General features: G+C 67.7%; 12 protein-coding genes. 9 read left to right on the top strand and 3 right to left on the bottom strand.

Annotated elements, in window-relative coordinates; genetic code table 11:
• Positions 1-28: 28 nt before the first annotated feature.
• Entirely contained in the window at positions 29-952 is a 924-nt protein-coding gene (locus tag NOO62_RS30140) for a hypothetical protein (protein ID WP_268773940.1), read from the bottom strand.
• A gap of 1031 nt (positions 953-1983) precedes the next feature.
• Here NOO62_RS30140 and NOO62_RS30135 point away from each other — a divergent pair.
• Genes NOO62_RS30135 through NOO62_RS30125 form a run of 3 tightly spaced genes read left to right on the top strand, consistent with a single transcriptional unit; the run spans position 1984 to position 15430 of the window.
• The gene (locus NOO62_RS30135; protein WP_268773939.1) at positions 1984-8286 is read left to right on the top strand and encodes a protein kinase domain-containing protein; all 6303 of its coding nucleotides are present in this window, start codon (positions 1984-1986) and stop codon (positions 8284-8286) included.
• A 29-nt stretch (positions 8287-8315) separates the two neighbouring features.
• Positions 8316-11255: a DEAD/DEAH box helicase gene (locus tag NOO62_RS30130; RefSeq protein WP_268773938.1), complete on the top strand. Its 2940-nt coding sequence runs from the start codon at positions 8316-8318 to the stop codon at positions 11253-11255.
• Entirely contained in the window at positions 11255-15430 is a 4176-nt protein-coding gene (locus tag NOO62_RS30125) for an Eco57I restriction-modification methylase domain-containing protein (RefSeq protein ID WP_268773937.1), read from the top strand. Before NOO62_RS30130 ends, NOO62_RS30125 begins: the two co-directional genes overlap by 1 nt.
• 51 nt (positions 15431-15481) lie before the next feature.
• Here NOO62_RS30125 and NOO62_RS30120 read toward each other — a convergent pair whose 3' ends face one another.
• Both NOO62_RS30120 and NOO62_RS30115 read right to left on the bottom strand, forming a co-directional pair.
• Positions 15482-15667: a DUF397 domain-containing protein gene (locus tag NOO62_RS30120; protein WP_268773936.1), complete on the bottom strand. Its 186-nt coding sequence runs from the start codon at positions 15665-15667 to the stop codon at positions 15482-15484.
• Positions 15664-16536 carry a helix-turn-helix domain-containing protein gene (locus NOO62_RS30115; RefSeq protein WP_268773935.1) on the bottom strand — a complete coding sequence of 291 codons (873 nt, stop codon included), beginning with the start codon at positions 16534-16536 and terminating at the stop codon, positions 15664-15666. The genes NOO62_RS30120 and NOO62_RS30115 overlap by 4 nt, the downstream gene beginning before the upstream one ends.
• Before the next feature lie 169 nt (positions 16537-16705).
• On the opposite strand from NOO62_RS30115, the gene NOO62_RS30110 reads away from it, so the two are divergent.
• From NOO62_RS30110 to NOO62_RS30085, 6 genes are all read left to right on the top strand, one after another.
• The gene (locus NOO62_RS30110; protein ID WP_268773934.1) at positions 16706-17206 is read left to right on the top strand and encodes an ATP-binding protein; all 501 of its coding nucleotides are present in this window, start codon (positions 16706-16708) and stop codon (positions 17204-17206) included.
• Between the two features lie 61 nt (positions 17207-17267).
• Entirely contained in the window at positions 17268-18398 is a 1131-nt protein-coding gene (locus NOO62_RS30105) for a hypothetical protein (protein ID WP_268773933.1), read from the top strand.
• 70 nt (positions 18399-18468) lie between these two features.
• Complete coding sequence (locus NOO62_RS30100) at positions 18469-20334, top strand: DUF4357 domain-containing protein (protein ID WP_268773932.1); 1866 nt, start codon at positions 18469-18471, stop codon at positions 20332-20334.
• Positions 20335-20339: 5 nt separating this feature from the next.
• Positions 20340-21563 carry an McrC family protein gene (locus tag NOO62_RS30095; protein WP_268773931.1) on the top strand — a complete coding sequence of 408 codons (1224 nt, stop codon included), beginning with the start codon at positions 20340-20342 and terminating at the stop codon, positions 21561-21563.
• A 92-nt stretch (positions 21564-21655) separates the two neighbouring features.
• Entirely contained in the window at positions 21656-23818 is a 2163-nt protein-coding gene (locus NOO62_RS30090) for a UvrD-helicase domain-containing protein (protein WP_268773930.1), read from the top strand.
• A gap of 66 nt (positions 23819-23884) precedes the next feature.
• Entirely contained in the window at positions 23885-25876 is a 1992-nt protein-coding gene (locus NOO62_RS30085) for an N-6 DNA methylase (RefSeq protein ID WP_268773929.1), read from the top strand.
• Positions 25877-25881 lie beyond the last annotated feature (5 nt).

Genomic DNA, 25881 nt, shown 5'->3' with positions numbered 1-25881 from the left:
GGCGGCCATGCGGCGACGACAGTGCGGATCACGGCCCAGGTTTGAACATATCGGCAACCGGGAGGTACCGGTGCCAATGCCGCCCGAACAGGATGAGCAGCACCAATATCGCCACCGCGACGATCACAGCCCCTGAAGCCACATCGGGCAGATTCAGCAAGGAGACTGCAACGGCACCCCCAGCGACCATCACGACGGTCACGCCCACGAGTATCGGCTCACGGTCGCGCACGGGTACGAGGCCCGCTACCGACTCGACTGGCAGTAGGGTTCCGACCCTGTTGCTCGTGTATTGCTCTGCGATCGTTGCGACGAGCCCCGCCAACTCCTCCAACGCCTGCTGCGGATGGTTGCCATGCACCTGCGCTTCAACCAGGCGGAGTTTGGCCACAACCTTCCCCGCATGGCGGCGCAGCTCCGCGTTCGGAGGAGAGAAGCACGACACCGACCCACACCTGCGATACGCCGCTAGTACCTCGCCCTCCAACCTCCGGAGGGTCGCTGACGCTTCGATCAAGGCCGCCCTCCGACGCTCTCCACCTCGCTTGTGCGCTTCAGCGCAACTCTCGATCGCACAGGCACAGAGCCAGGCCAGACGATTGCGTCGTGTCGCACGTGCCGAGCCCATCGTCAGGCCGGCGACAACGACCAGAACCATCTCTCCGGCATAGAAGGCCAGGGTGGCTCGACCATGGAGGAGCTCTCCCTTCCAGTTGGCCACTGCCTCAAAGCTCAAGAACAGCCACGCAAGCAGCACGAAAGCTTGCAGGTTGATGAACCATCCCCACCCTGCGGCATCGTGTTTGCGCAGGGCTACGCGAAAGCCAAGGGGTATCGGCCACCAGTCGTATCCGAGGCGATCGAGTGCCGTACGCAGATCAGTTAGTTGCCTGTCCGTCCGGCGTCGCGCGCGAGCACCGCGCACTCGACGAATCCCATTGACCACGATCATGGGAGGGGAGGATGTCACACGACACTGACAACCGGCGGGCACCGAACTCGCCCAAAGACTCCGAGGCCGATCCGCCATCCGGGCCGCCAAAGACCGTGCCGCTCATGACGGTAGGTCAGCGCCCCTTCTCAACAGGCTCCAAGATCACCACGCACTCAACATGATGCGTCATCGGAAAGGTGTCACCCTGGGCCGCTCATATAAAGCCCCTGGTCAGAGGCCATTCCTCGCCTCACCACCATGGGGGCAGGAACCCAGAGCGTCGAATGAGCGTCACGCCCAAGAGCCCGCCTGCTTCCTACTCGGAGGGAAAACCGTCACGCCCAAATCTGCTTGCGTCGTCCGCCCCCACGCGTTCCAGACACAAAGGGCCTCAACTCCTGATCTTGAACACAGTTATGGGGCTTCGGTCGGCGGAGTTGAGGTTGCTTGGAGCGCTTACTCGCAGGCGATCTAGCTGCGGTGACCAAAGCAGGAGTGGCGCCGGGCGGTGTTCTATCGGCGCAGCCAGCGGAAGAGGCCCGGGTGGGTTCGCGCTCGGCGTCCCACGTCCGGAGGCCCTGCAGGGCCTCCGGTGCTGCGGGTTGCGTTGAACGACTCGGCGACGCCGCCGGGGCGAGCACATCCCTGTACCTGACCAGCGGAGGCATCTGCTTCTACGCCGAGTTCGGGTGCTTCGACCATGGTCATAGGCCGCCTTGTCCAGCGGCACCCCAAGAACACCGACGCCGCCTCCGCGCCCCTACTGCGTACACAAAGGCGACAGGGGCCATGCTGCTCACCGCCACGAACCCGCTCTGCCGAGCAACTAACCTCCGGCCATTGCGTGTGATCAAGACATCGCGGACATGTCGCACATATCGGATTTTCAGTTCCGCATTGACTCAGTTAACACGCAGGTATTGTGAGTGAGTGTTACTTGCGCACGGCAGACAGATCCCATCCCCCGTTCTGACACGATGAAAAGCGCAACAGTTCAAGCAGGCCGGAGTGCCCTCCGAGGGGCAGCGGAGCAGGATGGAGAAGCGGCAGTGAGCCACGGTCTGATCGATGGCAGATTCCGCGTCGGGCACGTCATCGGCAAGGGCAGCATGGGCGAGGTACACCGAGCCGAAGACCTCCAGGGACCGGAGGGCAGCTCCGATCGCACCGTCGCCGTCAAGACGATCCTACGCAGCCGCACGGGTGCGCAGATCGACACCGCTTGCGACCCCAAGGCAGTGGAGCGCTTCGCGCGCGAGGTACGCATGATGCGCCGCCTCAGCGACCCCAACCTCACCAGACTCATCGCCGGAGGCGTCACCGACGACACCGGCATGCCGTTCCTCGCGATGGAGTACCTCGACGGCGAGACGCTGCGCGACCTCATCGCCGAAGAGGAAACCCTGCCCGTCTCCTGGGCCGCCGCGATCGGCGCCCAGATCGCGTCCGGCCTCGCCGCCGCGCATGCCTCGGACGTCGTGCACCGCGACCTGAAGCCCGCCAACGTGATGCTCGTCCAGGGCGGCACGGTCAAGATCCTTGACTTCGGCATGGGCCGGATCGTCGACGACCCCGACGAGGCCAGGCTGACCAGCTCCGGGGTGAGCGTGGGCACCGCACGCTACATGGCTCCCGAGCAGTTCGAGGCCAAGCAGGTGACCCAGGCCGCGGACCTGTACGCCCTCGGCTGTGTGCTCTTCGAAATGCTCATCGGTGTTCCGCCCTTCACCAGCGAGTCTCCGTTCGAGCTGGCACGCAAACACGTCGACGAGCCCCCGACCCCCGTCGCCGCGATCCGCGGCGACGTCCCCGTCGAGCTGGCCCGGTTGGTGGACCGGCTGCTCGCCAAGAACCCCGCTGACCGCCCCGCCGACGCGGTGGCGGTCCGCGGCGCACTGCTGCCGCTGGTGACTGACGACGCCACGCACCTCCCGCACTGGAGCGCCCTGGACCCGACCCGGCCCCTGCGCACCCCGCACCAGAAGCCCGAAACAGCCCCGCCCACCCAGCCACAGCCCACGCCCGCCCCGGTAACAGCGTCCGGGACCGCCATGGACGTGTTCGGCGTCCACCGCACGCTCATCAAGGACTACCGGTCTTTCACCCAGGGCGGCACGGTCGTCCGCGACGACCGGGTCAGCGCCTTCGTCGAGGAGGACCTCAACCAGAAGTCGCAGTGGCCCGACCCCTGGCTTTCCCTGAACCCCTTCTTCAAGGGCGGCGGCACGGTCGCCGAGCTGACCACCCAGGGCGTGCTGCACCCGGAGTGCGCCCGCATCTTCCAGGCAGGCAAGACCGAGGGCGGCACCGTCTGCAACGGCCGNCCCCTTCTGCTGCACCAGCACCAGCGCGAGGCGATCGACGCCGCGAAGTCCGGTGATTCGTACGTCCTGACCACCGGTACCGGCTCCGGAAAGTCGCTCTCCTACATCGTTCCCATCGTCGACAAGGTGCTGCGCGAAAGCGAAGCCGAAGGTCCTCGGGCCGAGAAGCGGGTGCGCGCCATCATCGTGTATCCCATGAACGCCCTGGCCAACAGCCAGCTCGGGGAACTGAAGAAGTTCCTGCGGGACGGTTACGGCGAGGGCCGAGAGCCCGTCACCTTCGCCCGATACACGGGACAGGAGGACGACGAGAAGCGCAAGGAGATCCGCGACAACCCGCCGGACATCCTCCTCACCAACTACGTGATGCTGGAGCTGATGCTGACCCGGCCCACCGACCGGGCCAGCCTCATCAAGATGGCCCATGGCCTGGAGTTCCTCGTCTTCGACGAGCTCCACACCTACCGGGGCCGTCAGGGCGCCGACGTTGCGCTGCTGATCCGCCGGGTACGGGAAGCCTGCGGCTCCGAGCAGCTCCAGTGCATCGGTACGTCGGCGACCATGTCGACCGAGGGCACCGCCGAGGATCAGAAGAAGGTCGTCGCCCAGGTGGCGAGCCTGCTGTTCGGGACGCAGGTGCGTCCGCAGCACATCATCGGGGAGACCCTGGTACGCGCCACCGGCCCGTCACCGGACTCGGTGCCGGCCGAGCGCCTGGCTTCCCCTGCCGCTCCTCGCGCGTACGACGATCTGGTCCGCGACCCCTTGGCCCGCTGGATCGAAACGCGCTTCGGTCTGGCCACGGACGAGGACACAGGGGCTCTGGTACGCAGGCAGCCCGCGCAGATCGAGGTCGCGGCCGCGGAACTGCACGAGCAGTCGGGGGTCGACAAGGAGACGTGTGCCGACGCGATCCGCGCCACCCTGGAAGCCGGGTCGCAGGCCCGCCATCCGGTGACCGACCGCCCACTGTTCGCTTTCCGACTGCACCAGTTCCTCTCCAAGGGTGACACGGTGTACGTGACCCTTGAGGACAAGCGATCCCGTCACCTCACCCGCTCGTACCAGATCGAACAGCCGGGCAGCGGAGGCAAGTTGCTCATGCCTCTGGCGTTCTGCCGGGAGTGCGGCCAGGAGTATCTGACGGTCTGGCGTACGGAGAAGGACGGCGAGGTGCGTTACGAGGCGCGCCGCGACACGTCCGCGACGGGTGGCCGTCAGGGAGACGGTTATCTGTATGTGGACCATGAGCGCGAGTGGCCCTCCAGCGTCCAGTACGCGGTGGACGACCGCAGGCTTCCCGAATCCTGGCTGGAGCTGGACGGCCAGGGCCAGGAGACGGTGAAGAAGACCTACCGCGAGCGGGTACCGCGGGCCGTCACCGTCGATCCGCTCGGCCACGAGGGGCGCGGTGAGCTCAAGGCGGCGTTCATCCCCTCGCCCTTCCTGTTCTGCCTGCACTGCGGGGTGACGTACGAGCAGACCCGCGGCCGGGACTTCGCGAAGCTGGCGACGCTGGACCAGGAGGGCCGGTCCTCCGCGACCTCACTGATTTCCGCCTCGGTGGTGCGCTCCTTGAAGTCGGTGCCCGAGGAGGCGCTGAGCAAGGAGGCCCGCAAACTCCTGACCTTCGTCGACAACCGGCAGGACGCCTCGCTCCAGGCGGGCCACTTCAACGACTTCGTGCAGATCACACAGTTGCGCGGTGCGCTGTACCGGGCGGCGGTCGGCGCCGGGGACGAGGGCGTACGGCACGAGGATCTTGCCTCTTCGGTGACCAACGCGCTGGCCATCACCCCGGCCGACTACGCCGGTGACGACGACCTGCCGCCCTCCCTGGCCCGCAACGCCGCCAAGACCCTCCGCGACGTGATCGCCTTCCGGCTCTATCTCGACCTGGAGCGCGGCTGGCGCATCACCATGCCAAACCTGGAGCAGACGGGTCTGCTGGCGATCGATTACGAGGATCTGGGCTGGGTCGCCAACAAGCAGGACCGGTGGGAGCAGACGCACCCGGCGCTGCGGGACGCCGACCCGGCGCTGCGGGCCGAGATCATGAAGGCGGTGCTGGACGAGATGCGCCGCTCGCTCGCCGTCGACGTGTCGTACTTCCGCGACGACTTCGACGCGTTGCAGCGGGCAAGCGAAGAGCGCCTGATCGACCCGTGGGTGTTGTCCGCCGCGGACAAGCCCAAGGTGGGCATCGCCTACCCGCACCCGTCCCGTCCGGGCATGGACCGCGCGAGCCTGTTCCTTTCGGCGCGCGGCAAGTTCGGCAAGTACCTGCGGCGGACGGACAAGTCCTTCCGTATGGACCCGGCCGATCTCCAGCTGGTCATCGAGCAGTTGCTGAAGGTCCTGGCCAAGGCGGGCCTGGTGAAGGAGGCGACGGAGGCTCCCCAGCGCGCGGGGCGCTTCCACCGGTCCACCGATCCCGCCCCGACCGGCTACCGGGTCGCCGCCCAGTCGCTCATCTGGCGGGCGGGCAAGGGAGAGACGGGCACACATGACCCGCTGACCCGCACGTACCAGAGCGGTGACGGGCCACGCGTCAACACGTTCTTCCGCGATCTTTACCGGGAGGCGGCGGGCACGCTGTCCGGCCTGTTCGCGCGTGAGCACACGGCGCAGGTCCCCCCGGAGGAGCGCGAGAAGCGCGAAGGCGCGTTCCGCAAGGCGGAGTTGAAGCTGCTGTACTGCTCGCCGACGATGGAGCTGGGCGTCGACATCTCGTCGCTGAACGCAGTGATGATGCGCAACGTACCGCCCACACCGGCCAATTACGCACAGCGCTCGGGCCGCGCCGGCCGCAGCGGCCAGCCCGCCCTCGTCACGACGTACTGCTCCACGGGCAACAGCCATGACCAGTACTACTTCCGCCGGTCCGAGCGCATGGTCGCGGGCGTGGTCGCGCCTCCGCGGCTCGACCTCGCCAACGAGGACCTCGTCCTCTCCCACCTCCAGGGCATCTGGATCGCGGAGGCCGGTCTGAAGCTCGGCCGGTCCATCCCCGATGTCCTCGACGTGTCGTACCCCGACACCGGCGAGCGGCCCTCCCCCGCCCTGGAGCTGCTGCCGGACATCCACCAGGCCTCGCTCGACGAGGCCGCACAGCGTCGGACGGTGGCGGCAGCCCTGCGGGTGCTCGGCCCCCTACTGCCCGACTTCGCCGAGACCACCTGGTGGCACGACGACTGGATCCAGGACCGGGTGCGCACCGTTCCGATCCGGTTCGACGAGGCCTTCGACCGCTGGCGCCAGCTCTTCCGAGCTGCGCTCGACGACCAGTACATCCAGAACAAGCGGCGGCTGGACTACAGCCTCACCGAGACCGACCGACGCCGGGCCAACTCCCGCCGTCGGGAGGCCGAGACGCAGCTCAACCTGCTGATGAACGAGAGCGCCGACAACAAGTCGGTTCTCTCCGACTTCAACCCGTACCGCTACCTGGCATCGGAGGGCTTCCTGCCCGGCTACAGCTTCCCCCGGCTGCCGTTGGCCGCGTACATTCCCACGGTCGGCCGCCGACGCGGTGACGGGGACTACCTCCAGCGGCCCCGCTTCCTCGCCATCCGCGAGTTCGGACCCGGCGCGCTCATCTATCACGAGGGTGCCCGCTACCAGGTCACCCGCATTCAGCTTCCGCCGGACTCCTCGGGCGAGCTGGCGACCAGTGAGGCCACCCGCTGCGGTCACTGCGGTTACCACCACGACCCCAAGGAACGCGACGACCGCTGCCTGATGTGCGACGAGCGGCTCGGCGCGGCGACGTACGGCCTGCTGCATCTGCACACCGTGTACACCACGCGCCGGGAGCGGATCTCCTCCGACGAGGAGGAGCGACGCAGGGCCGGGTTCAAGCTGGAGACGTCCTACCGCTTCCGCGACCACGGGCCGTTGCGCAAGGGCCGCCTCGATGCCGCGGTCAGCGATGCGTCAGGCGCGCCGCTCGCCACTCTCGCGTACGGCGACTCGGCCGAGGTCCGGATCACCAACACCGGCCGGGTACGCACCAAGAAGGAGGAACCGGCGGGCTACTGGCTGGATCTCGCCGACGGCCGGTGGATGAACGACAAGGACGCCGCCGAAGCTTCGGGCGATTCCAGCGAGCTGCCGCGCATCGACAAGGACGGCAACGAGGGGCGCCGCAAGAAGCGCGTCATCCCGTACGTGGAGGACCGCCGCAACATCCTCGTGGTCACCCTGGACGAGGCGCTGCCGGAGCCGATCGCACTGACCCTGATGTACGCGCTGGAGCGGGGCATCGAGGCCGCGTTCGAGCTGGAGGACGTGGAGCTGTCCAGCGAGCTGCTGCCGCCGGACAACGGCCCGCGCAACCGCATCCTCTTCATGGAGGCCGCGGAGGGCGGCGCGGGCGTACTGCGACGACTCCAGGCCGAGGCGGGAGCCGTCGCGAAGGCGGCCCAACGCGCCCTGGAAATCTGCCACTTCGCACCCGACGGCAGTGACATGGGTGGCCCGCACCCTGAACGGCCGTGCGCGCTGGGCTGCTACGAGTGTCTGCTGACGTACGGCAACCAGCTCAACCACGCGCTGATCAACCGGCACACGGTGAGCCATCTGCTGGTGCGGCTGGCGTCAGCGGTCACCCGCCGCGAGGGGCGTGGGGAGTCGCGTTCGGAGCAGTACCGGCGGCTGCTGAAGCAGGCTCCGGCCGTATCCGGGCCCACCGAGTCCACCCCCCTTGAGGCGTCCGTCGCCGAGCTGATGGAGCGGGGCGACTTCCTTGGCTGGGCGAAGGCACGCGGGCTGCGGCTGCCCGACGAGCCCGGTTCCTTCCTCACCGAGGCGAACGCCGCTCCGGACTTCGTGTACCGGATGCCGGGCGTGCAGCTGGCCGTTTTCGTGGACCTGGCGGATACGGAAGCGGACGCCTCCCGGGACGACGATGCTGTGGAGCGTCTCTACGACGCCCGGTGGGACGTCATCCGCTTCCCGCACGGCGAGGACTGGGACGCCATCGCCGCGAAGCACCCCCGGTACTTCGGCACCCCCGCCGCCAACTAACCTTTCTTCCAGAGGACTTGACGACGCACATGGCTCACACATACTCCGCGGGCTCGCTGGTGCGCTCCCGTGGCCGCGAATGGGTGGTTCTCCCCGAGAGCAAGCCCGACCTGCTCGTCCTGCGCCCGCTGGGAGGCTCGGACGACGACGTCGCCGCGGTCTTCCCCGCATTCGAGAAGGTGGAGGAAGCGCGTTTCGCGCCGCCCGAGCCGAGCGACCTGGGTGATCAGCGCGCCGCCGGTCTGCTGCGTACGGCGCTGCGGATCGGGTTCCGGTCCGGCGCGGGCCCCTTCCGGTCGCTGGCCGGCATCGCGGTGGAGCCGCGTGCGTACCAGCTCGTACCCCTCCTGATGGCGCTGCGGCAGAAGACCGTCCGGATGCTGATCTCGGACGACGTCGGCATCGGCAAGACGATCGAGGCCGGTCTCGTCGCGAGCGAGCTCCTGGCGCAGGGCGAGGCGACGGGGCTCGCGGTGCTGTGCTCCCCCGCGCTGGCCGAACAGTGGCAGCAGGAGCTGCGCAGCAAGTTCGGCATTGACGCGGAGCTGGTGCTGTCCTCGACGGTTTCACGACTGGAGCGTGGACTGGATCTGGGCCAGTCCCTCTTCGACAAGCACCCGGTCGTGATCATCTCGACGGACTTCATCAAGTCGCCGCGTCACCGGGACGACTTCGTACGGAACTGCCCCGACCTGGTGATCGTCGACGAGGCGCACACGTGTGTGACCGCGGACGACGTGACGTCGAGCGCGCAGAGCCAGTTGCGGTACCAGTTGCTGCGCTCGGTCGCCAAGGACGAGACACGGCACCTGGTTCTGGTGACGGCGACGCCGCACAGCGGCAAGGAGTCCGCGTTCCGCAACCTGCTCGGCCTGGTGAAGCCGGAGCTGGCACAGGTGAACCTGGAATCCGAGGCGGGGAGAAAGCTCCTCGCGCAGCACTTCGTGGCGCGCAAGCGGGCCGACGTACGCCAGTACCTCACCAAGGAGGACGGGCTGAGCGACGATTCGCTGGCGGAGCGGACGGCGTTCCCGTCGGACCGCTACTTCAAGGACGAGACGTACAAGCTCTCCCCTGCCTACCGGGCCCTGCTGGACGACGCCATCGCCTACGCGGGTGAGCGCGTGGAGCAGGCGGGCACCGAGGACAAGCGGAAGGCCCGCATCGCCTGGTGGTCGGCGATCGCGATGCTGCGCTCTCTGGTGTCGTCCCCTCGGGCCGCCGCTCAGACGCTGGTCACACGTTCGGCGACGGCGGTGGCGGCGTCCGTGAAGGAGGCCGACGATCTGGGCGCACAGGGCACCAGCGACTCCCCGGACGGCGACACGATGGAGGGCGGGGACGTCGCGCCGGGTGCGGAGATCGGTGAGGAAGGTCAGGACTCCCGTCTCGCGGAACTGGCCGAACGCGCGAAGGAGTTGGAGGGCCCGACCCAGGACCTCAAGCTCAAGGCGCTGATCAAGCACCTCAAGGGGTTGCTCGCGGACGGCCACAACCCGATCGTCTTCTGCCGCTTCATCCCGACGGCCGAGTACCTGGCCGAGCAGCTGGGCGGAGACAAGGAGAAAGGCATTCGCGGGGCGCTGGGCGCGAAGACCGTGGTGAAAGCGGTCACCGGCACCATCTCCCCGCAGCAGCGCATCGAGCGCATCGAGGAGCTGGCTGCGGAGGCAGGCGAGGACGCCGCCGCGCGCCGGGTCCTGATCGCCACCGACTGCCTCTCCGAGGGCGTCAACCTCCAGCAGCACTTCGACTCCGTCGTCCACTACGACCTCGCGTGGAACCCGACCCGCCACGACCAGCGCGAGGGCCGCGTCGACCGGTACGGCCAGCGCCGGGACGAGGTCCGCGTCATCACCCTGTACGGCGACGACAACGGCATCGACGGCAAGGTCCTCGAAGTCCTCATCAAGAAGCACCGCCAGATCAAGAAGGACCTCGGCATCTCCGTCTCGGTGCCGGACGAACTGTCGACGGGCGTCACGGACGCGATCGTCGAGTGGCTGCTGATGCGCGGCAGGGAGGAACAAGACACGTTGTTCAGCGCGGACGCGTTCAAGGTGAACACGGCACAGCTGGACAGCGACTGGAACTCGGCCGCCGAACGCGAGAAGGCGTCGCGCTCCCGCTTCGCACAGCGCTCCATCCACCCGGAGGAGGTGGCCCGCGAGGTCACCGCCGTCCGAGCGGCGCTGGGCAGCACGGGCGAGGTGGACACGTTCGCACGGGAGTCACTGCGCGCCCTCGGGGCGCTGCTGCGGGAGGGCGGCGAGGACTTCACCGCTCAGGTGGGCGGTACGCCGATGGGTCTACGGGACGCGCTCGCGCCGGTGGTCGGCTCGGAGGTGATCGAGAAGGACCTCCCGATCCCGTTCCGGGCGGACCCGGCGGTGGCACGCGGCGAGGCGGCTCTCGTACGTACCGACCCCGTCGTGGGCGCGCTCGCTTCGCACGTTCTGAACGCGGCGCTGGACCCCCAGGCGGACGGCGCCCGGCCGGCCCGCCGCTGCGGCGTGGTCACCACGGACGCCGTGACCACCCGCACCACCCTCCTCCTGGTCCGCTACCGCTTCCACCTCACGCTGCCCTCGCGCAGTGGTGAGAAGCAGTTGGTGGCGGAGGACGCCCGGCTCGTCGCCTTCGAGGGCTCTCCCAAGAACGCCGTGTGGCTGACGCCCGAGCGGTCTCTGGAGCTCCTGGACGCGAGCGCCACCGAAAACACCGAACGGCACTTCGGCGAGCGGACGATGTCCCGCATCCTTTCCCAACTGACCGAAGTCGAGGACTATTTGGGCAAGTATGGCGATGAGCTGGCCGCCGACCTCCGCGAGTCGCACCGCCGGGTGCGCAAGGCGTCCGACGAGATCGTGCGCGGTCTGTCGGTCGTCGTCCAGAAGCCCGCCGACATCCTCGGTGCCTACGTCTACCTGCCTGCCGCCCCGGCCGCCGCGACTGGAGTGTCCGCCTGATGTCCGCCACCACCCGCAACCTGGTGTTCTCGTCGGTCCAGACGGTGGGCGCACTGCTGCCGGCCGACATGCTGGTACGTATCTCCGAGAACAAGGACGTACCGGGCTCGAAGCCCGCCGACTACGGTATGCCGTCGTCCCGTTCCGTGCACGCCGAGGCGGAGCGGAGCTGGGAGTACCTGAAGCCGCTCTGGCGCGAACTGCGCAAGCGCCTGCCCGAGAACAAGGACACGGGCCGTCCCACCGCCGACCCGACGGGACTCGCTGCCACCGAGTGGTTGGCCCCGCTCTGGCGCGAGCTGGGCTTCGGTGCGTTGGACCCGGTGGGGGCGGGCGGAATCCCGGCGGATTCCGACGAGAAGAAGAAGTTCCTGGTCTCCCACCACAGACGCCACACACTCATCCATCAGGTGGCGTGGGATGCGGGCCTGGACAAGAAGGCCGGGGGCGCGGGAGCGGTGCCCCCGCAATCCATGCTCCAGGAGTGCCTGAACCGGACCGAGGCGCACCTGTGGGGGATGCTGACCAACGGCCGCCAGGTGCGGCTACTGCGCGACTCCAGTGCGCTGGCCACGGCGTCGTACGTCGAGTTCGACCTGGAAGCGATCTTCGACGGCGAGCTCTTCAACGAGTTCATCCTGCTGTACCGGCTGCTGCATTCGTCGCGGTTCGAGGTCGCGGAGGGCGCTCCGCCGTCGACGTGCTGGCTGGAGACCTGGCGTACGACGGCCATCGAGTCGGGCACGCGTGCGCTGGACCACTTCCGGGACGGCGTGCAGAGGGCGCTGACCGTGCTGGGCACGGGATTCCTGCGGCACCCGCAGAACACGGCACTGCGGCAGGATCTGGACCCCGTCGCGCTGCAAACGGCACTGCTGCGGCTCGCGTACCGCATGATCTTCCTGTTCGTGGCGGAGGACCGGGGCACGCTGTTCGCGCGGGATGCGTCCGAGGAGGCCCGCGACAACTACAACAAGTACTTCTCCACGGCCCGGCTGCGTGACCAGGCCCTGCGGCGGCAGGGCACGGCCCACTTCGACAAGTACCTGGAGCTCCAGCAGATCCTCACCGCGCTGGGCGACGAAGAGGGGCGACCCGATATGGGGCTGCCCGGCCTGGGCGGCTTGTTCAACGACACGGACGCGGACAAGCCGCTGCATGGTGCTCAGTTGGCGAACCGACCCTTCCTGGAGGCCGTACGGCATCTGGCACGGGTACGGGACGAGGGCTCGTCGCGCTGGCGGCCGGTGGACTATCTACACATGGGGGCCGAGGAGTTGGGCTCGGTGTACGAGGCACTGTTGGAGTTGGTGCCCCGTCACAGCGCGTCCGAGCGGTCCTTCGAGCTGGTGGACCGGCCGGGCAACGACCGCAAGAAGACGGGGAGTTACTACACTCCGGCGGCACTGATCGAGACGGTGCTCGATTCGACGCTGGACCCGGTGATTCAGGCTGCGGTCGACCGGGGCCAGGAGAGGGCGGATGAGCGGGGCGCTTCTGAGGCTGCCGCTGCTGACTTGATCGTCGAGGAACTCCTCGCGCTGACCGTGTGCGACCCGGCTTGTGGGTCCGGTCACTTCTTGGTGGCGGCTGCGCGTCGGATCGCGAAGCGGGTTGCTGCGGTACGGGAGCGGAACCCGGAGCCGACCTTGGAGGCAGTGCGGCACGCGCTGCACGAGGTGGCGCCGCGGTGCATCTACGGAGTGGACCTCAACCCGATGGCGGTGGAACTGGCCAAGTTCTCGCTGTGGTTGGAGACGATGGAGCCGGGGATGCCGATGGGGTTCCTGGATGCGCACATCAAGCTGGGGAACGGACTGATCGGGGCTACGCCGGCGCTGATGGCCAAGGGGATTCCCGACAAGGCGTTCAAAAAGACGGAGGGGGACGACGAAGCCTTTGCGCGCAAGCTGATGCTGCGTAATGAATTGCAGCGGAAGGGCAATGTCGGCCTGTTCAGCACGGAGACGGAATCGCGGGTTTCCAACACAGCCTTCGCGCAGGGGCTGCGGCGGATCACCACGGCTCCTTCTGACACGCTCGCGGAGGTGCGCCGACAGGAGGCCGCTTACAGGGACTGGTCGACTTCGTCGACCTACTTGAGGGCTCTGCATCTGGCGGATGCGTGGTGTGCGGCTTTCACTTGGGTGAAGAGTGAGGATGCGCCGCCCCCGATTACGTATGACGTATTCCGGGAACTTGAGGACCCGGAGGATGGGGTATCTCGGTCCACGCATGACGAGATCATTCGACAGCGGGAGCAGTACCGCTTCTTTCACTGGTACTTGGAGTTCCCTGAGGTCTTTGGCGTTCCGGAGAAAGCTGCCATCGGCGCGGAGGCGGTGGACGCGGCTACAGGGTGGGCCGGAGGCTTTTCGTGTGTGGTGGGGAATCCGCCATGGGACAAGGTAGATTTTGAGGACAAGAAGTACTTCAGCGTGGTCAGCCCGGAGATTGCCGAAATCTCCGGTGTTACGCGGCGCACGAAGATCGTTGAGTGGGAGGCCGAAAATCCCGACGCGGGCGCCCGATACCGGGAGGCCCGCCGTACGGTGAAGGGTACCTTCCACTTCGCAGGTGACTCAGCTGCGTTCCCGCTGTGCGCGAAGGGGTTGACAGTCAAGGGCATCACCATGATCCAGACAGACACCCTGTTCGCCGAGCGTATGGCCACTGTCGCCGCGCCCGAGGGCCGTTTCGGTCTGATCCTGCCGACTGCGATCGCCACCGGGGCTGGCTCCCAGCATCTGTTCGCCGACTTCACCCGGCGGGGGGCGCTGGTCTCGCTGTACGACTTCGAGAACAAGCGCCCCAAAAGTCCGGCCCTTCCCAAGGGCGGCAAGTGGTTCGAGAGCGTGCACTCCAGCTACAAGTTCTGCCTGCTCTCTCTCACCGGGCGCGAGCTTCGCGAATCAGCTGGCCTGTTTGGGTTCTTTCTCTCCGACATCACCGAACTCGATGATCCCAACCGTGTCTTCGCTCTCAGCCCCGAAGAACTCACCCTCCTCAATCCTAATACTGGAACCCTCCCCGTATTTCGCACTCGCCGTGACGCAGACCTAACTACGGCCATCTACAAACGTCTTCCGGTGCTCCTCAGCGAAGGGCCTGATGGTAGCAACCCATGGCGCATGAGGTTCAAAGCAACCTTCTTTCACACAACCGATGATTCAGACCTGTTCCGCAAACAGGAGGAATTGGAGCGTGAAGGGTGGGGTCTGGAAGGAAACACATTCGTTCGCAACCAGGATCGCATGCTTCCGTTGTACGAAGCGAAGATGGTCGATTTCTACAACCATCGCGCTGCCGATGTCATCAAAAGCGAGACGGCCGTCAGCCGCCAGAATCAACCGAGCTATTTGCCAGCCACTGAACTACAGCGACCCGACCGCCTCGCCATGCCGCTCAATTGGATTCAAGAGGACGGCCAGATTGCAACGAGACGCAATAATAGGGAAGCCAAGGTTAACGGAGTTCAGTCTCGACTCGATGAGATGCAATGGGACCGAGGTTGGCTTTGCGGTTGGTGTGATGTCACCGCCTCCACAAATGAACGCACTGCCATTCCGGCCATCCTCCCGCGCACGGCAGTAGTAGAGACATTTCCGCTCATGCTCCCTGGAACGGATGCCCGGCGCACCACATGTCTATTGGCTGCCCAATCCTCGTTGGTGTTCGACTTCGTTTGTCGGCAAAAGGTCAATGGCGCCCACTTGAAGCTCTACACGTGGAAGCAACTCCCTGTCCCCACTCCCACGGCCCTCGAACCCCACATTCCTTTTCTCCTCCCCCGCGTCCTCGAACTCGTCTACACGGCATACGACATGACCCCCCTCGCCCGAGACCTGGACGACGAAGGCCAACCGTTCCGCTGGGACGAAGCTCGCCGCGCACAGCTCCGCGCCGAGCTGGACGCCTACTTCTTCCATCTGTACGGGATCTCTGCCGACGACACCAACTACATCCTGGAGACCTTCCAGTCGGCTTCCGGCGGTCTCAAGAACAACGAAATCGCCAAGTACGGCGAGTACCGCACCAAACGCCTCGTCCTGACCGAGTACGAGCGCATGGCCAAGGGCGGCCTCACCATGGAGAACCCCCTCGTGGACGGCGAGACCTACACGTCCCCGCTCTCCCCACCGCCCGGCCAGGGCCCCCGCCACTCGGCCCCGTAAACACGTCGTGCCCGCCGCAGACCCCTGCGGCGGGCACGCACCTTGCGCAGCTCAGCCTTCGGCCAGGTACCGCACGAACGGGGACCAACCGCCATGTCCCACCGCAAAGGCTGGGCGTGCCAGGTCCTTGGAGTCCCGCACGTGGATGGCCTGTTCGGTGACCGCGACCTCCACGCAGTCGTCTCCCTGCGTTCCGCTGTAGCTGGACTTGAACCAGGCGAGTTCCGTCGTACTCATAGCTCTCCTCGCAGTCGCTCCAGCAGACCCCGCGAGTCTTTGGGGTTCAGGGCCTGCGAGCGCAGTGTGTCATAGCGCTGTTGGAGGAGGCTCACCTCTTTCGGGTCGGCAATCAGGCGCCCGTTCTGCTGCCCCTCGGAGTACGCGAGCCGTCGGCCCTCCGGAGTTTCCAGCAGTCGCACAGGCCCGTCCAGGCATGCATGGAACTCGGCTTCCATGGGCATGAGTTGGAGCGTTACATTGCGCGGAGCTGTGACCTCCAGTACTTGGTCGAGCAACCCCCGCGTCACCGCCACTCCGCCCAGCCTGCGACGGAACAGCGATTCCTCCACGATGAAGCTGAAGGGCACGCTTGGGCGCGTCCGAAGCATCTTCTGGCGGTCAAGGCGTGCGGTGACCTGCGCCTCCGCCTGCTCGTCCGTCAGCAGCGGAATGCTGTTATCGAAAGCAGCTCGCGCATACCCCTCCGACTGCAACAACCCCGGCACCAGTCGGCACTCATACGTGCACAGGCTCACCGCCACCTTCTCCAACTGCGCCCACCTCCGGAACCAAGCCGCCAACCCCGGCTCCCCGCGTGTCAGGTGGACAGCCGCCTTCCGCAACGCCCCCGTGTTCCCCGTTTCCCCCTCCGCCCGCTCCACGAACGCCTCGTCCGTCATCCGCCGCCCCAACTCCACCGATTCCACCGTGTGTTTGGAAAAGCGGATACGCTCGCCGAACTCCGCTCTCCCCAGCCCGGCGTGTTCCCGCAGGGCCTGGACGACGGCCCCGAAGGTCCGCAGACTGTCCGACGGATCGGGTTCCCGTTCCCCGCTCCCCCAACTGCCGTCGTCCACCGGCTCATCCGCGTCGTGGGTCGTCGTCATGCGCGGCCACCTCCAGGTGCGTTCGCGTACCGCTGCGCTGCTCCTCGATCGAACTCACCCAGGGTGACGGTCGACTCCGCGTACCGTCTACCCCGCGCCCCCGTACGCTGACGCAGCGTACGGAGCGAAATCCTGGCACCGGGCCCCGCACGCCCGCCACGGTGGCCCCATGAACACGAGCACACCCCAACTCCCGGCCAGCCAGCACGCCTTCACCCAGCTGCTGTCCTCCACCCGACGCGGCGCTCGCCTCGCCCGCCTGCTCGCCACCGAGCAGCTCCGCACCTGGCCGGTACCACCGAGCGTGACGGAACGGGCGGAGCAGATCGTCGCCGAACTCGCCGCCAACGCGGTGCTGCACGGTCGCATACAGGGCCGCGACTTTCGGCTGGCCCTCACGCTGGACACGACGGTCCGTACCCTCCGGATCGAGGTCACCGATGCCCGGGGAGACCAACTCCCGCTCCCCACAGGCAAACCGGAGACACCCCAGGAATCCGGCCTCGGTCTCTATCTGGTCGCCGCGCTGGCCGACCGATGGGGCACCGAGCCCTACCCGCCCAGCGGCAAGAGCGTCTGGGCCAAGATCGTTCTCACGCCGGAAGCGGCAGGGTGCATTTCCGGCCAGCAGGCCGACGAGTCCGTTGCCCGGCATGATCACCCGGCGTAAGCTTCCTCAACTCCCCCACGCCTACCGTCCACCACCTGCCCCCTGTCTTGGAGCGTGTCCGTTGCCCTTCCCGCCCGGTGACATGCTCGCCGCTTTCGGCACGTACATGCGCTTCCAAGGCTTGGGGCAGGCCTTGGCCGAGCGCCATCCGGAGATCGCGCATCGCATCGAAGTCGCCGAGACGGCACCGCTCTATCTGAAGGTGGACCTGGACGGGAAGCGTGGCGTACTGCTCTCGCACGTGCGTTTCCCGTACACCATCATGTGGGGCCTCACCGGCCCCGACCTGGCGGCCGACACTTCGGTATTGCCGCTGGAAACCAGGGAGGAAGCGCTCGTCGACGCGGTGCACGCCCATGTGACTGCGCATCTCACCGGCACGCCCGTCCCGTCCCCCTGGCGCTGGCACGAAAACGAGCACTCGGACCTGACCGAACTGGCGGACCTGCTGGACGCACAGGGAGTAGTAGTCCGTCGAGTGACCGCAGGAAACAGGTACAGCCTGCGCGGCCCCTACTACGCCCCCGAGCTCGTCTCTCCCAGCCACCCCGCCCCACACGTCGACGCCGCAGTCGACGGCCACGAAGTACGCATCTCCCTCAAGCCGCGCCTCGGCTGGATGGTCGACCTCTGGTGCCCCGAGGTCGACCTCTGGACCCGTATCGACCTCAATGGGTCTCTCGGGCGTCCCCTCTCTCCCGTGCCCGGGGTGTCCCGGGCAGCCCTGTCCGTCGAGGACCTGGCCGAGCTGATCGGAGACGGCCCCCGTGCCTGGGAGATCGAGGACGTGGGAGACGTCCGGGACGAGAGTGCCGACGGCCTCGGTTACCAGGACCTCTTCCTGACCGTGCTCGGTCAGCTCGGCACCTTCGGCTTCACCGACGTCCACGAGGGCGACGCCGAGGACCCCCTCCGCTCGGAGCACTTCCACATCGTCTTGCACCGTCCGGAGAAGGACCTCTCCGCGCCTGCTCTGAAGGCACTCAACGGTGAGGCCGCAGCAGCCGGGGACGACGTGCCCAAACGGCTGATGGTCATCGCCCGATCGGGCCTGAGCAAGCCCGCCGCCGCCTTCGCCGACCAGGCCAAGGCGTTCGTCTTCCAACTCGACGAGCGGACAGGGCGGCTGACCGGGCTCCACGCACGGGCCCGCGAGGTGCTGCTGCCCCGCGACAAGCCCGACTGTCAGTAGGGGCCAGTAGGCTCGAAGAAGATCACAGCTCCACAGCCGTGCGGTGCCAGCCCGAAGAGCCGAGGAAGCCATGTCCGACACCTATCCGGAGTTCCGGCTCCGACTGCCGAACGGCGGGCCGACAGCCCGCGGCCGGCTGACCGACGAGCGCGGGACGAACGGCGCCCAGAGGTTCGCCGTGCTCGCCGGGCAGCCCGTGCGGCCTGACGTGGTGGACTCCTTCACCCAGCGCGTGGCTTCCGCGCACCGCAAGCGCCAGGAGCTGATCCGGCAGGGGCTGATCGTCCAGTCGGTCAGCCTGCCCGAATACCTGGAGACCACGACCGCCCTCACTTTCAACTCGCCCTCCGAAGCCGCGGCCGTCCTGCTGGGTCGCAGCGCGAACGGCTGGTTCGACTGGAAGACCGAGGACGGCCGCCCGCTGAGCGATTTCATGCCCGGCAGCTGGCCGGGGCCCAACCGCCCGTGGCTGGTGCGGGGCTCCAACGTGTCCGGTCTCGATCTCGTCCAGCGCATGTGGCTCCCGGACGGACTCGTCACTCTCTCCGCCTCCCGGCTGCGGCCGAACGTAGAGGAGAGCGCACGGAAGGCCCGTACGAGCGCGGAAACCTCCGCTCCCGAAGGCATCACCAAGGGGATCACCAAGGACTTCCTGCGGACCGCCGTCGAGGAGGACTACGAGTCCACTGCGACGTACAGCCAGAAGCAGCAGCTCGTCGAGGACCTGTACGTCTTCCTCTGCCGGATGAAGCCGGGCGATACCGTATGCACGATCTCCGCCGGAGAACTGTACGTGGGGGTTGTCACCGGTGAGTTCGCCCAGGTCGAGTCGGATGACCGGCGGTCGAATCTGCGCCGCCCGGTGGAGTGGCAGCCGGAAGGGTTCGAGTACGACGAGCTGCCGGAAGAGCTTCAGCAGAAGCTGTCCATCCAGCACGACATCGTCGACCTCGCCACGGTACAGGCGCACATCGAGGGGCTCGGGCTGAGTGACGAAGAGCTGGAGCGTGAGGCTGCGGAGATAGAGCGGGACCCCAGCGCTGAGATCGCGGCCATCGCCGTGCGCCGTGAGCTTGAACTCCCGGAGCCCACCGCGGAGTTGGCGAAGGACCTGCTGGTGCACCAAGTCGAGTGGCTGCGCGAGGTGCGCGATCTGCTCGCGGACGAGCGGCAGTTGGTGCTGTACGGGCCGCCGGGTACAGGCAAGACGTATCTTGCGCAGAAGATCGCCGAGTTCCTGGGCGGCGGCGCCGAGCAGGTGAAGCTCGTACAGTTCCACCCTTCGTACGCGTACGAGGACTTCATCGAGGGCTTCCGGCCGAAGGAGGACCCGAAGACCAAGGAAGTCGCCTTCCGGATCAACGCGGGCCCCCTGCGCGAGCTGGCCGACCTCGCGGCACTTGAGGGCAACCGGCACATCCCGTACTTCCTGATCATCGACGAGATCAACCGCGCCAATCTCGCGAAGGTCTTCGGCGAGCTGTACTTCCTCCTGGAGTACCGGCGGAAGTCCGTGCAACTTCCCTACTCGGGCGACGACTTCTCCCTCCCGCCGAACCTCTTCATCATCGGCACCATGAACACCGCCGACCGTTCCATCGCCCTCGTGGACGCCGCCATGCGCCGCCGCTTCGCGTTCGTGGAGCTGTCGCCGCGCATCGAGCCGACGAGCGGGCTGCTGCGGCGGTGGCTGGAGAATGAGGGCAAGAGTTCCGAGCCTGCGGATCTGCTCGAAGCCCTCAACTCCCGCATCGATGAGGCGGACTTCAGGATCGGGCCCTCGTACCTCATGAAGCCCGGTGTCTACCGCGAGGGCGGTCTTGAGCGCACCTGGCGTACCAAGATCCTGCCGCTGCTGGAGGAGCACCACTACGGGGAAGACGTCGACATCGAGAAGCGGTACGGCCTGACGGCCCTGCGCGCGTCACTGGGGTGAACCGGGTGAGTTCCGAGGACTCCGACGACATCGAGCTGGTCGAACACGCCCCGGCCACCTCCAGGCGGCTGCCCGACGCCATCGGACGAGCGCTCGCCGCCGGTGACATGGTCAGCGCGGCTCCGGATCCGTACACACCGGGTGTCTGGTCGCTGAAGGCGAGCAGCAAGGTCGGTGCGGTCAGCGTCGGCACGCCTGATGGTGGGCCGCCGGTCACCCTTCGCGTCACCCCCAAGGTGCCGATCGCCCGGCTCTTCTTCCTGCTGGGTTACAGCCTCGACCCGAAGCGGAACTGGCGGGACGAGGACGTGGAGGTGGCCGAGCACCGCGACCTGCTGCCCACGCTGGCCCATGCGATGGAGCGTCAGGTGGACCGGGCGCTGCGACAAGGGCTGTTGCAGGGGTACCGCCCGACGGAGCAGAGCGCCCTCGTCGTACGAGGTCGGATCAGGGAGGCCGAGCAGATCCGGCGGCGCTTTGGGATGACGCTGCCGGTGGAGGTGGCGTACGACGAGTTCAACACCGACATCGCGGAGAACCGCATCCTGCGGACGGCCGTGGAGCGCCTGCTGCGGCTGCCCGGCGTGCCGGGGGACGTGCGGCGCAGGCTCCTGCACCAGCGTGTGCGGCTGGCGGACGTCACGCCTGTCGTACGGGGCAGGAAGCTGCCCGCGTGGCATCCGAACCGCCTCAACTCCCGTTATCACCAGGCCCTTCGACTGGCGCGGGTCGTACTGGACGGGGCGTCCGCCGAGCACGCGCCGGGTGAGGTGCGCATCAACGGCTTCCTGTTCGACATGAACACGCTCTTCGAGGACTTCGTGACCACCGCCCTGCGGGAGTCGCTGCGCGGCACGGGCCGTACCGCGCGACTCCAGGACCCGCACCACCTCGATGTGGCCGACGCGATCCGCATGAGGCCGGACTTCGTGCTGTACGAGGCGGACGGAAAGGTGGCCGCTGTGGCGGACGCCAAGTACAAGGCGGAGAAGCGCGGCCGCTACCCCGACGCCGATCTCTACCAGATGCTGGCGTACTGCACCTCTCTCGGACTGCGGGAGGGGCATCTGGTGTACGCGAAGGGCAATGCCGTGCACGCGGCCCACGAGGTGCGGCATGCGAGGGTCGTGATCCATCAGCACGCCCTGGATCTGGACCAGACACCGGCCGGGCTCCTCGACGACATCGCTGGGCTCGCACGCCGGATGGCCCCGGTCCTTCCCGAATGAGCTGGTCGCGGACCGTCCCGTATGCGCCGGTCACAGCCCCCGCCCGTATGATCGGCCGCTGAACAGCCATACCGGAGCGGGGAGTTCACGTCGTGCCGCAGCTTGCGTTCGCCAACAGTTTCTGGGAGAGCTACGACGTCCTGGAGAAGCCCGTCAAAGCCGGTGTGCGCAAGGCGATGCAGAAGTTCCAGCAACTGACCGTGGCAGAACTGCACGCCGACAAGGGGCTGCATCTGGAGTCCGTCGACAACTCGCGTGACCCGCGCATGCGCACCATCCGGATCAACGACTTCTGGCGCGGAGTCGTCCTGGCACCGGACGACGGCAGCGATGTCTTCCTGCTGGTGAACGTAGTCGCGCACGACGTCGCGTACAACTGGGCGGCCAAGCGGCTCTACACGACGAACTCGGCGACGCGCGCCCTCGAAGTGCGCAACGTAGTGGCCATCGAGCAGCTGACCCCCGCTCTGGAGAAGGCCGCGGCCACGGCCCCCTCCCTGCTCTTCGCCCGGTACTCCGACTCGGCCCTTCGCCACCTGGGCATCGACGACCAGGTGCTGCGGGCCGTACGTACCGTCATCGACAAGCCGCAGTTGGAGGCGTTCGAGACGCTGCTGCCGGAGGACCAGTTCGAGGTGCTCCAGTACCTGGCCGAGGGCTTCGACCCCGACGACGTCTACCGGGACGTCGTCACCGCCCGGCGACCGGCCGCACCGGTGTCGACGGCGGAGGACAGCCTCGCGGTGGTGTTCGCCAACACCAGGACCCGGATCACGCTGGTCACGGGGCCCGAGGAGCTGACCGACATCCTGGAGAAACCCTTCGCGGCGTGGCGGGTGTTCCTCCACCCTTCACAGCGCCGGGTCGCGTACCGGTCCTCGTACAACGGGCCCGTCCAGGTCACGGGCGGCCCGGGGACGGGAAAGACGGTCGTGGCGCTCCACCGCGTCAAACACCTTCTGACGCGCTCGCCCGACTCGCGCATCCTTCTCACCACGTACACGAACGCACTCGCGGCCAGCCTGCGGGAGAACCTCTCGCTGCTCCTCGAAGGGGATCAACAGCTGCTCGGGCGGGTGGAGGTGACCACGGTCAACGCCTACGCGCACTCCGTCGTGGCCCGTTACGACGGCAAGGCACCCAGTGCCGTCGGCGAGCAGGAGGAGAAGCAGGTCTGGCAACGCGTCATCAAAAAGCTCGGTGTGCCCTGGACACAGCAGTTCCTCATGCAGGAGTACCGGCACGTCCTCCTGGGACAGGACCTCCGCTCGCTGGACGCCTACTGCGCATCCCGGCGACGTGGGCGCGGCAGCATGCTGCCGACGGCGCGTCGGAAGCAGCTCTGGCCCGCCGTCGAGCTGTTCGAGGCAATGCTGCGCGAGCGCGGCTGCGCCACGTACCTCCAGGTGTGCCGGCGCGCGGGCGATCTGCTGGCGGAACGGGCACCGGCCTTCGACCACGTGGTGGTGGACGAGGCGCAGGACCTGCACCCCGCACAGTGGCGGGTGCTGCGCGCGGCCGTCGCCCCCGGCAACGACGATCTGTTCCTCACCGGGGACCCCCACCAGCGGATCTACGACTCGAAGGTGTCCTTGGGGTCGCTGGGGATCTCGGTGGCCGGACGAACGAGCCGGCTGCGGATCAACTACCGCAGTACGGAGGAGATCCTGCTGTGGTCGACGCGCATTCTCGACCCGGTGCGGGTCGAGGACCTGGGCGGTGAAGGCACGGATGACCTCACCGGATACCGCTCCCTGCTGCACGGCCGCCGACCCGGGACCCAGCACCACTCCAGCGAGAACGACGAGGTGGCGGCGCTGGTGGAGCGGGTGGAGGAGTGGATCGCGCAGGGCATCCGGCCCTCCGCGATCGGCGTCTGCGCCCGCTTCAACCTCCAGCTCGACAAGGCGTACGAGCGGCTGGCGGCGGCCGGAATCCCGGTGGCCAGGGTCCGGGACAACCCGGGTCCGGATCTGGCAGGGGTCAGGCTGGCCACGATGCACGCGATGAAGGGGCTGGAGTTTCGCTGCGTGGCGGTGCTGGGGGTCACCTCCAGTGCGCTGCCGTTCGCACGGGAGGTCACCTCGGCTTCGGTCGACACCCTGCAGAACGCGTCGGACCTGTTGCGGGAGCGGTGTCTGTTGTTCGTGGCGTGCACCCGGGCAAGAGAGGCGCTCCATGTCTCCTGGGCGGGGGCGGCGAGTGAGTTCGTACCGCAGGCGAGCGAATTCCCATCCGAGGTGTCGGCCCGATAGCCGAAGGCGCCATGACGTTTGTAAACTGAGTCAATCCACAACGTCACGACACTTCCGGAGGACCTGATGTCCCAGCCCCGAGGGCCGCACGCCTCAGTGAGCCTCGCGGACATCGCGCGGATGGTGGGGGTCGGCCGGGCGGCGGTCAGCAACTGGCGGAGGCGGCACGAGAGTTTCCCCGCCCCGTTGGACGGCAACGACGTCAGCCCCCAGTTCTCCTGGGCCGAGACCGAGGCGTGGCTACGGGCCGAGGGCAAGCTCAGGTCCCCGCTGAGCGCGCTCGACCGGTTGTGGCCGGAGTTCGAGGCGGTGGGAGGGCGCGACTCGATGGGGTATCTGGTGGCGGCGGTGGGTGAGCGTCTGAGCCCACAGCGCGGCGGAGATCTCGCCGGCCTGCTCCCCGTCATCGACACGCACCAGGCCGATCTTCTCGACCGCGCCGTGAAGGTGGCGGACTCCGAGGGTCCTGAAGCAACCTTCGACTTCCTCTACCAGCGTTGGCTGCAAACGCATGTGCGCCAGGTGACGGTCACCCCCGAACCGATGGCGGCGTTGCTGACCGACATCGTGACGACCGCCCATGGCCGCCGCGTGCGCACGGTGCTGGACCCGGCGTGCGGGACCGGGGCCCTGCTCCTGGCATCGGCCCGGTCGATGTCCGAAGGCGAAGGGCCTCAGCTTTTCGGGCAGGACCGCGATCCCGTACTCGCGGCGTTGGCGGCGGCGCGGCTCGCGATGGCGGGCCTTCCCGCATCCGTCACCGTCGCCGACACGCTGCGTGCGGATGCCCAAGCTGGGGTGCGGGCGGACCTGGTGCTGTGCAATCCGCCGTCGAACGAGCGGGACTGGGGGCATGCGGAGCTCGCCACCGACACCCGCTGGACGTACGGGCTGCCGCCGCGTACCGAGCCGGAACTGGCCTGGGTCCAGCACGCCCTCGCGGCGTTGGCCCCCGGCGGGACGGCCGTGCTGGTTCTTCCTCCGGCTGTGGCCGCCCGTCGGGCGGGGAGGCGGATGCGGGCGAAGCTGTTGCAGGCCGGGGTGCTGCGTGCCGTGATCGCACTGCCGCCGGGGGCTGCGCCGCCGCACGGCGTTGGCCTGCATGTGTGGGTGCTCGCTGTTCCCGGCCCGGAAAACGTGAGCTCGGATCTACTGCTGGTGGACGCCGCACACGGTCTCGATGCCGCCGACATGGGCAAGCCGGGGTTGGACTGGGCTCGGGTGCGGGACTGCGTGCTGGCCGCGCTGCGCGGGGAGCACGCTGCGGGCAGCGTGGCCGTCGCGGTCATCGACCTGCTCGACGACGAGGTCGATCTCACGCCCGCCCGGCACATCCCACGCTCCGACGCGGCCAGCGGACTGGATCTTCGCCACGGGTGGGCCCGGTTCGACAGGCATCTGCGCGAGCTGCGGGACGTGGCGGGCGGCCTGTCAGGGCTGACCCCTTCGAACGGCGAAGGTGCGGGTACGCGCGCGACGGTGGCGGAGCTGGAACGGGCCGAAGCGCTGAAGGTGCTCGCCGGTCAGAGCGTCCCGGAGCACCTCGTGCTGCGCGGGGAGCGGCCCGAGGACGCGGTTCCCGCACTCACCTCTGTCGTACTCGCCAAGGAAACGGGTCACTGGTTGCCCCGGGCGGAGGCCGCGCGGGGTGAGGCCGACGGCACCCTGACGGTGACGGCTTCGCAGGACGTGATCGTCGTCGGTCTCGCCAGGGACTTCAGAGTGAGCGTGGACGACGAGGCACCCTCGGTGCTCGGCCCGCAGCTCTACGCACTGCGCGTTGACCCAGCACTGCTCGATCCCTGGTTCCTGGCGGGTTGTCTGGGTGCGCCCGCCAACGTCCGCCAGGCGGGTACGCATGCCTCCACCTCCTCCCGGGTCGACGTGCGTCGCCTTCAGGTGCCCCGCCTGCCCCTGCGCGAGCAGCAGAAGTACGGGGAAGTTCACCGGAAGGCCGTTTCGTTGGAGCGGGAGGCCCGGGAACTGAGCTCCGCGGCGGGCACGTTGAGCCGGTCGCTGGGCGATTTGATCGCGGAGGGGCGGCTCTCCGGAATGTGAATTCG

Source organism: Streptomyces sp. Je 1-369 (genome assembly GCF_026810505.1).
Taxonomy (GTDB): Bacteria; Actinomycetota; Actinomycetes; order Streptomycetales; family Streptomycetaceae; genus Streptomyces.
The sequence above is the reverse complement of the archived record's forward strand: the minus strand, read 5'-3'. Positions and strand labels throughout refer to the sequence as shown.

Coding starts and splice junctions, on each gene's coding strand:
- NOO62_RS30140 (WP_268773940.1), bottom strand. CDS start 952: ATGATCGTGGTCAATGGGATTCGTCGAGTGCGCGGTGCTCGCGCGCGA.
- NOO62_RS30130 (WP_268773938.1), top strand. CDS start 8,316: ATGGCTCACACATACTCCGCGGGCTCGCTGGTGCGCTCCCGTGGCCGC.
- NOO62_RS30125 (WP_268773937.1), top strand. CDS start 11,255: ATGTCCGCCACCACCCGCAACCTGGTGTTCTCGTCGGTCCAGACGGTG.
- NOO62_RS30120 (WP_268773936.1), bottom strand. CDS start 15,667: ATGAGTACGACGGAACTCGCCTGGTTCAAGTCCAGCTACAGCGGAACG.
- NOO62_RS30115 (WP_268773935.1), bottom strand. CDS start 16,536: ATGACGACGACCCACGACGCGGATGAGCCGGTGGACGACGGCAGTTGG.
- NOO62_RS30110 (WP_268773934.1), top strand. CDS start 16,706: ATGAACACGAGCACACCCCAACTCCCGGCCAGCCAGCACGCCTTCACC.
- NOO62_RS30100 (WP_268773932.1), top strand. CDS start 18,469: ATGTCCGACACCTATCCGGAGTTCCGGCTCCGACTGCCGAACGGCGGG.
- NOO62_RS30085 (WP_268773929.1), top strand. CDS start 23,885: ATGTCCCAGCCCCGAGGGCCGCACGCCTCAGTGAGCCTCGCGGACATC.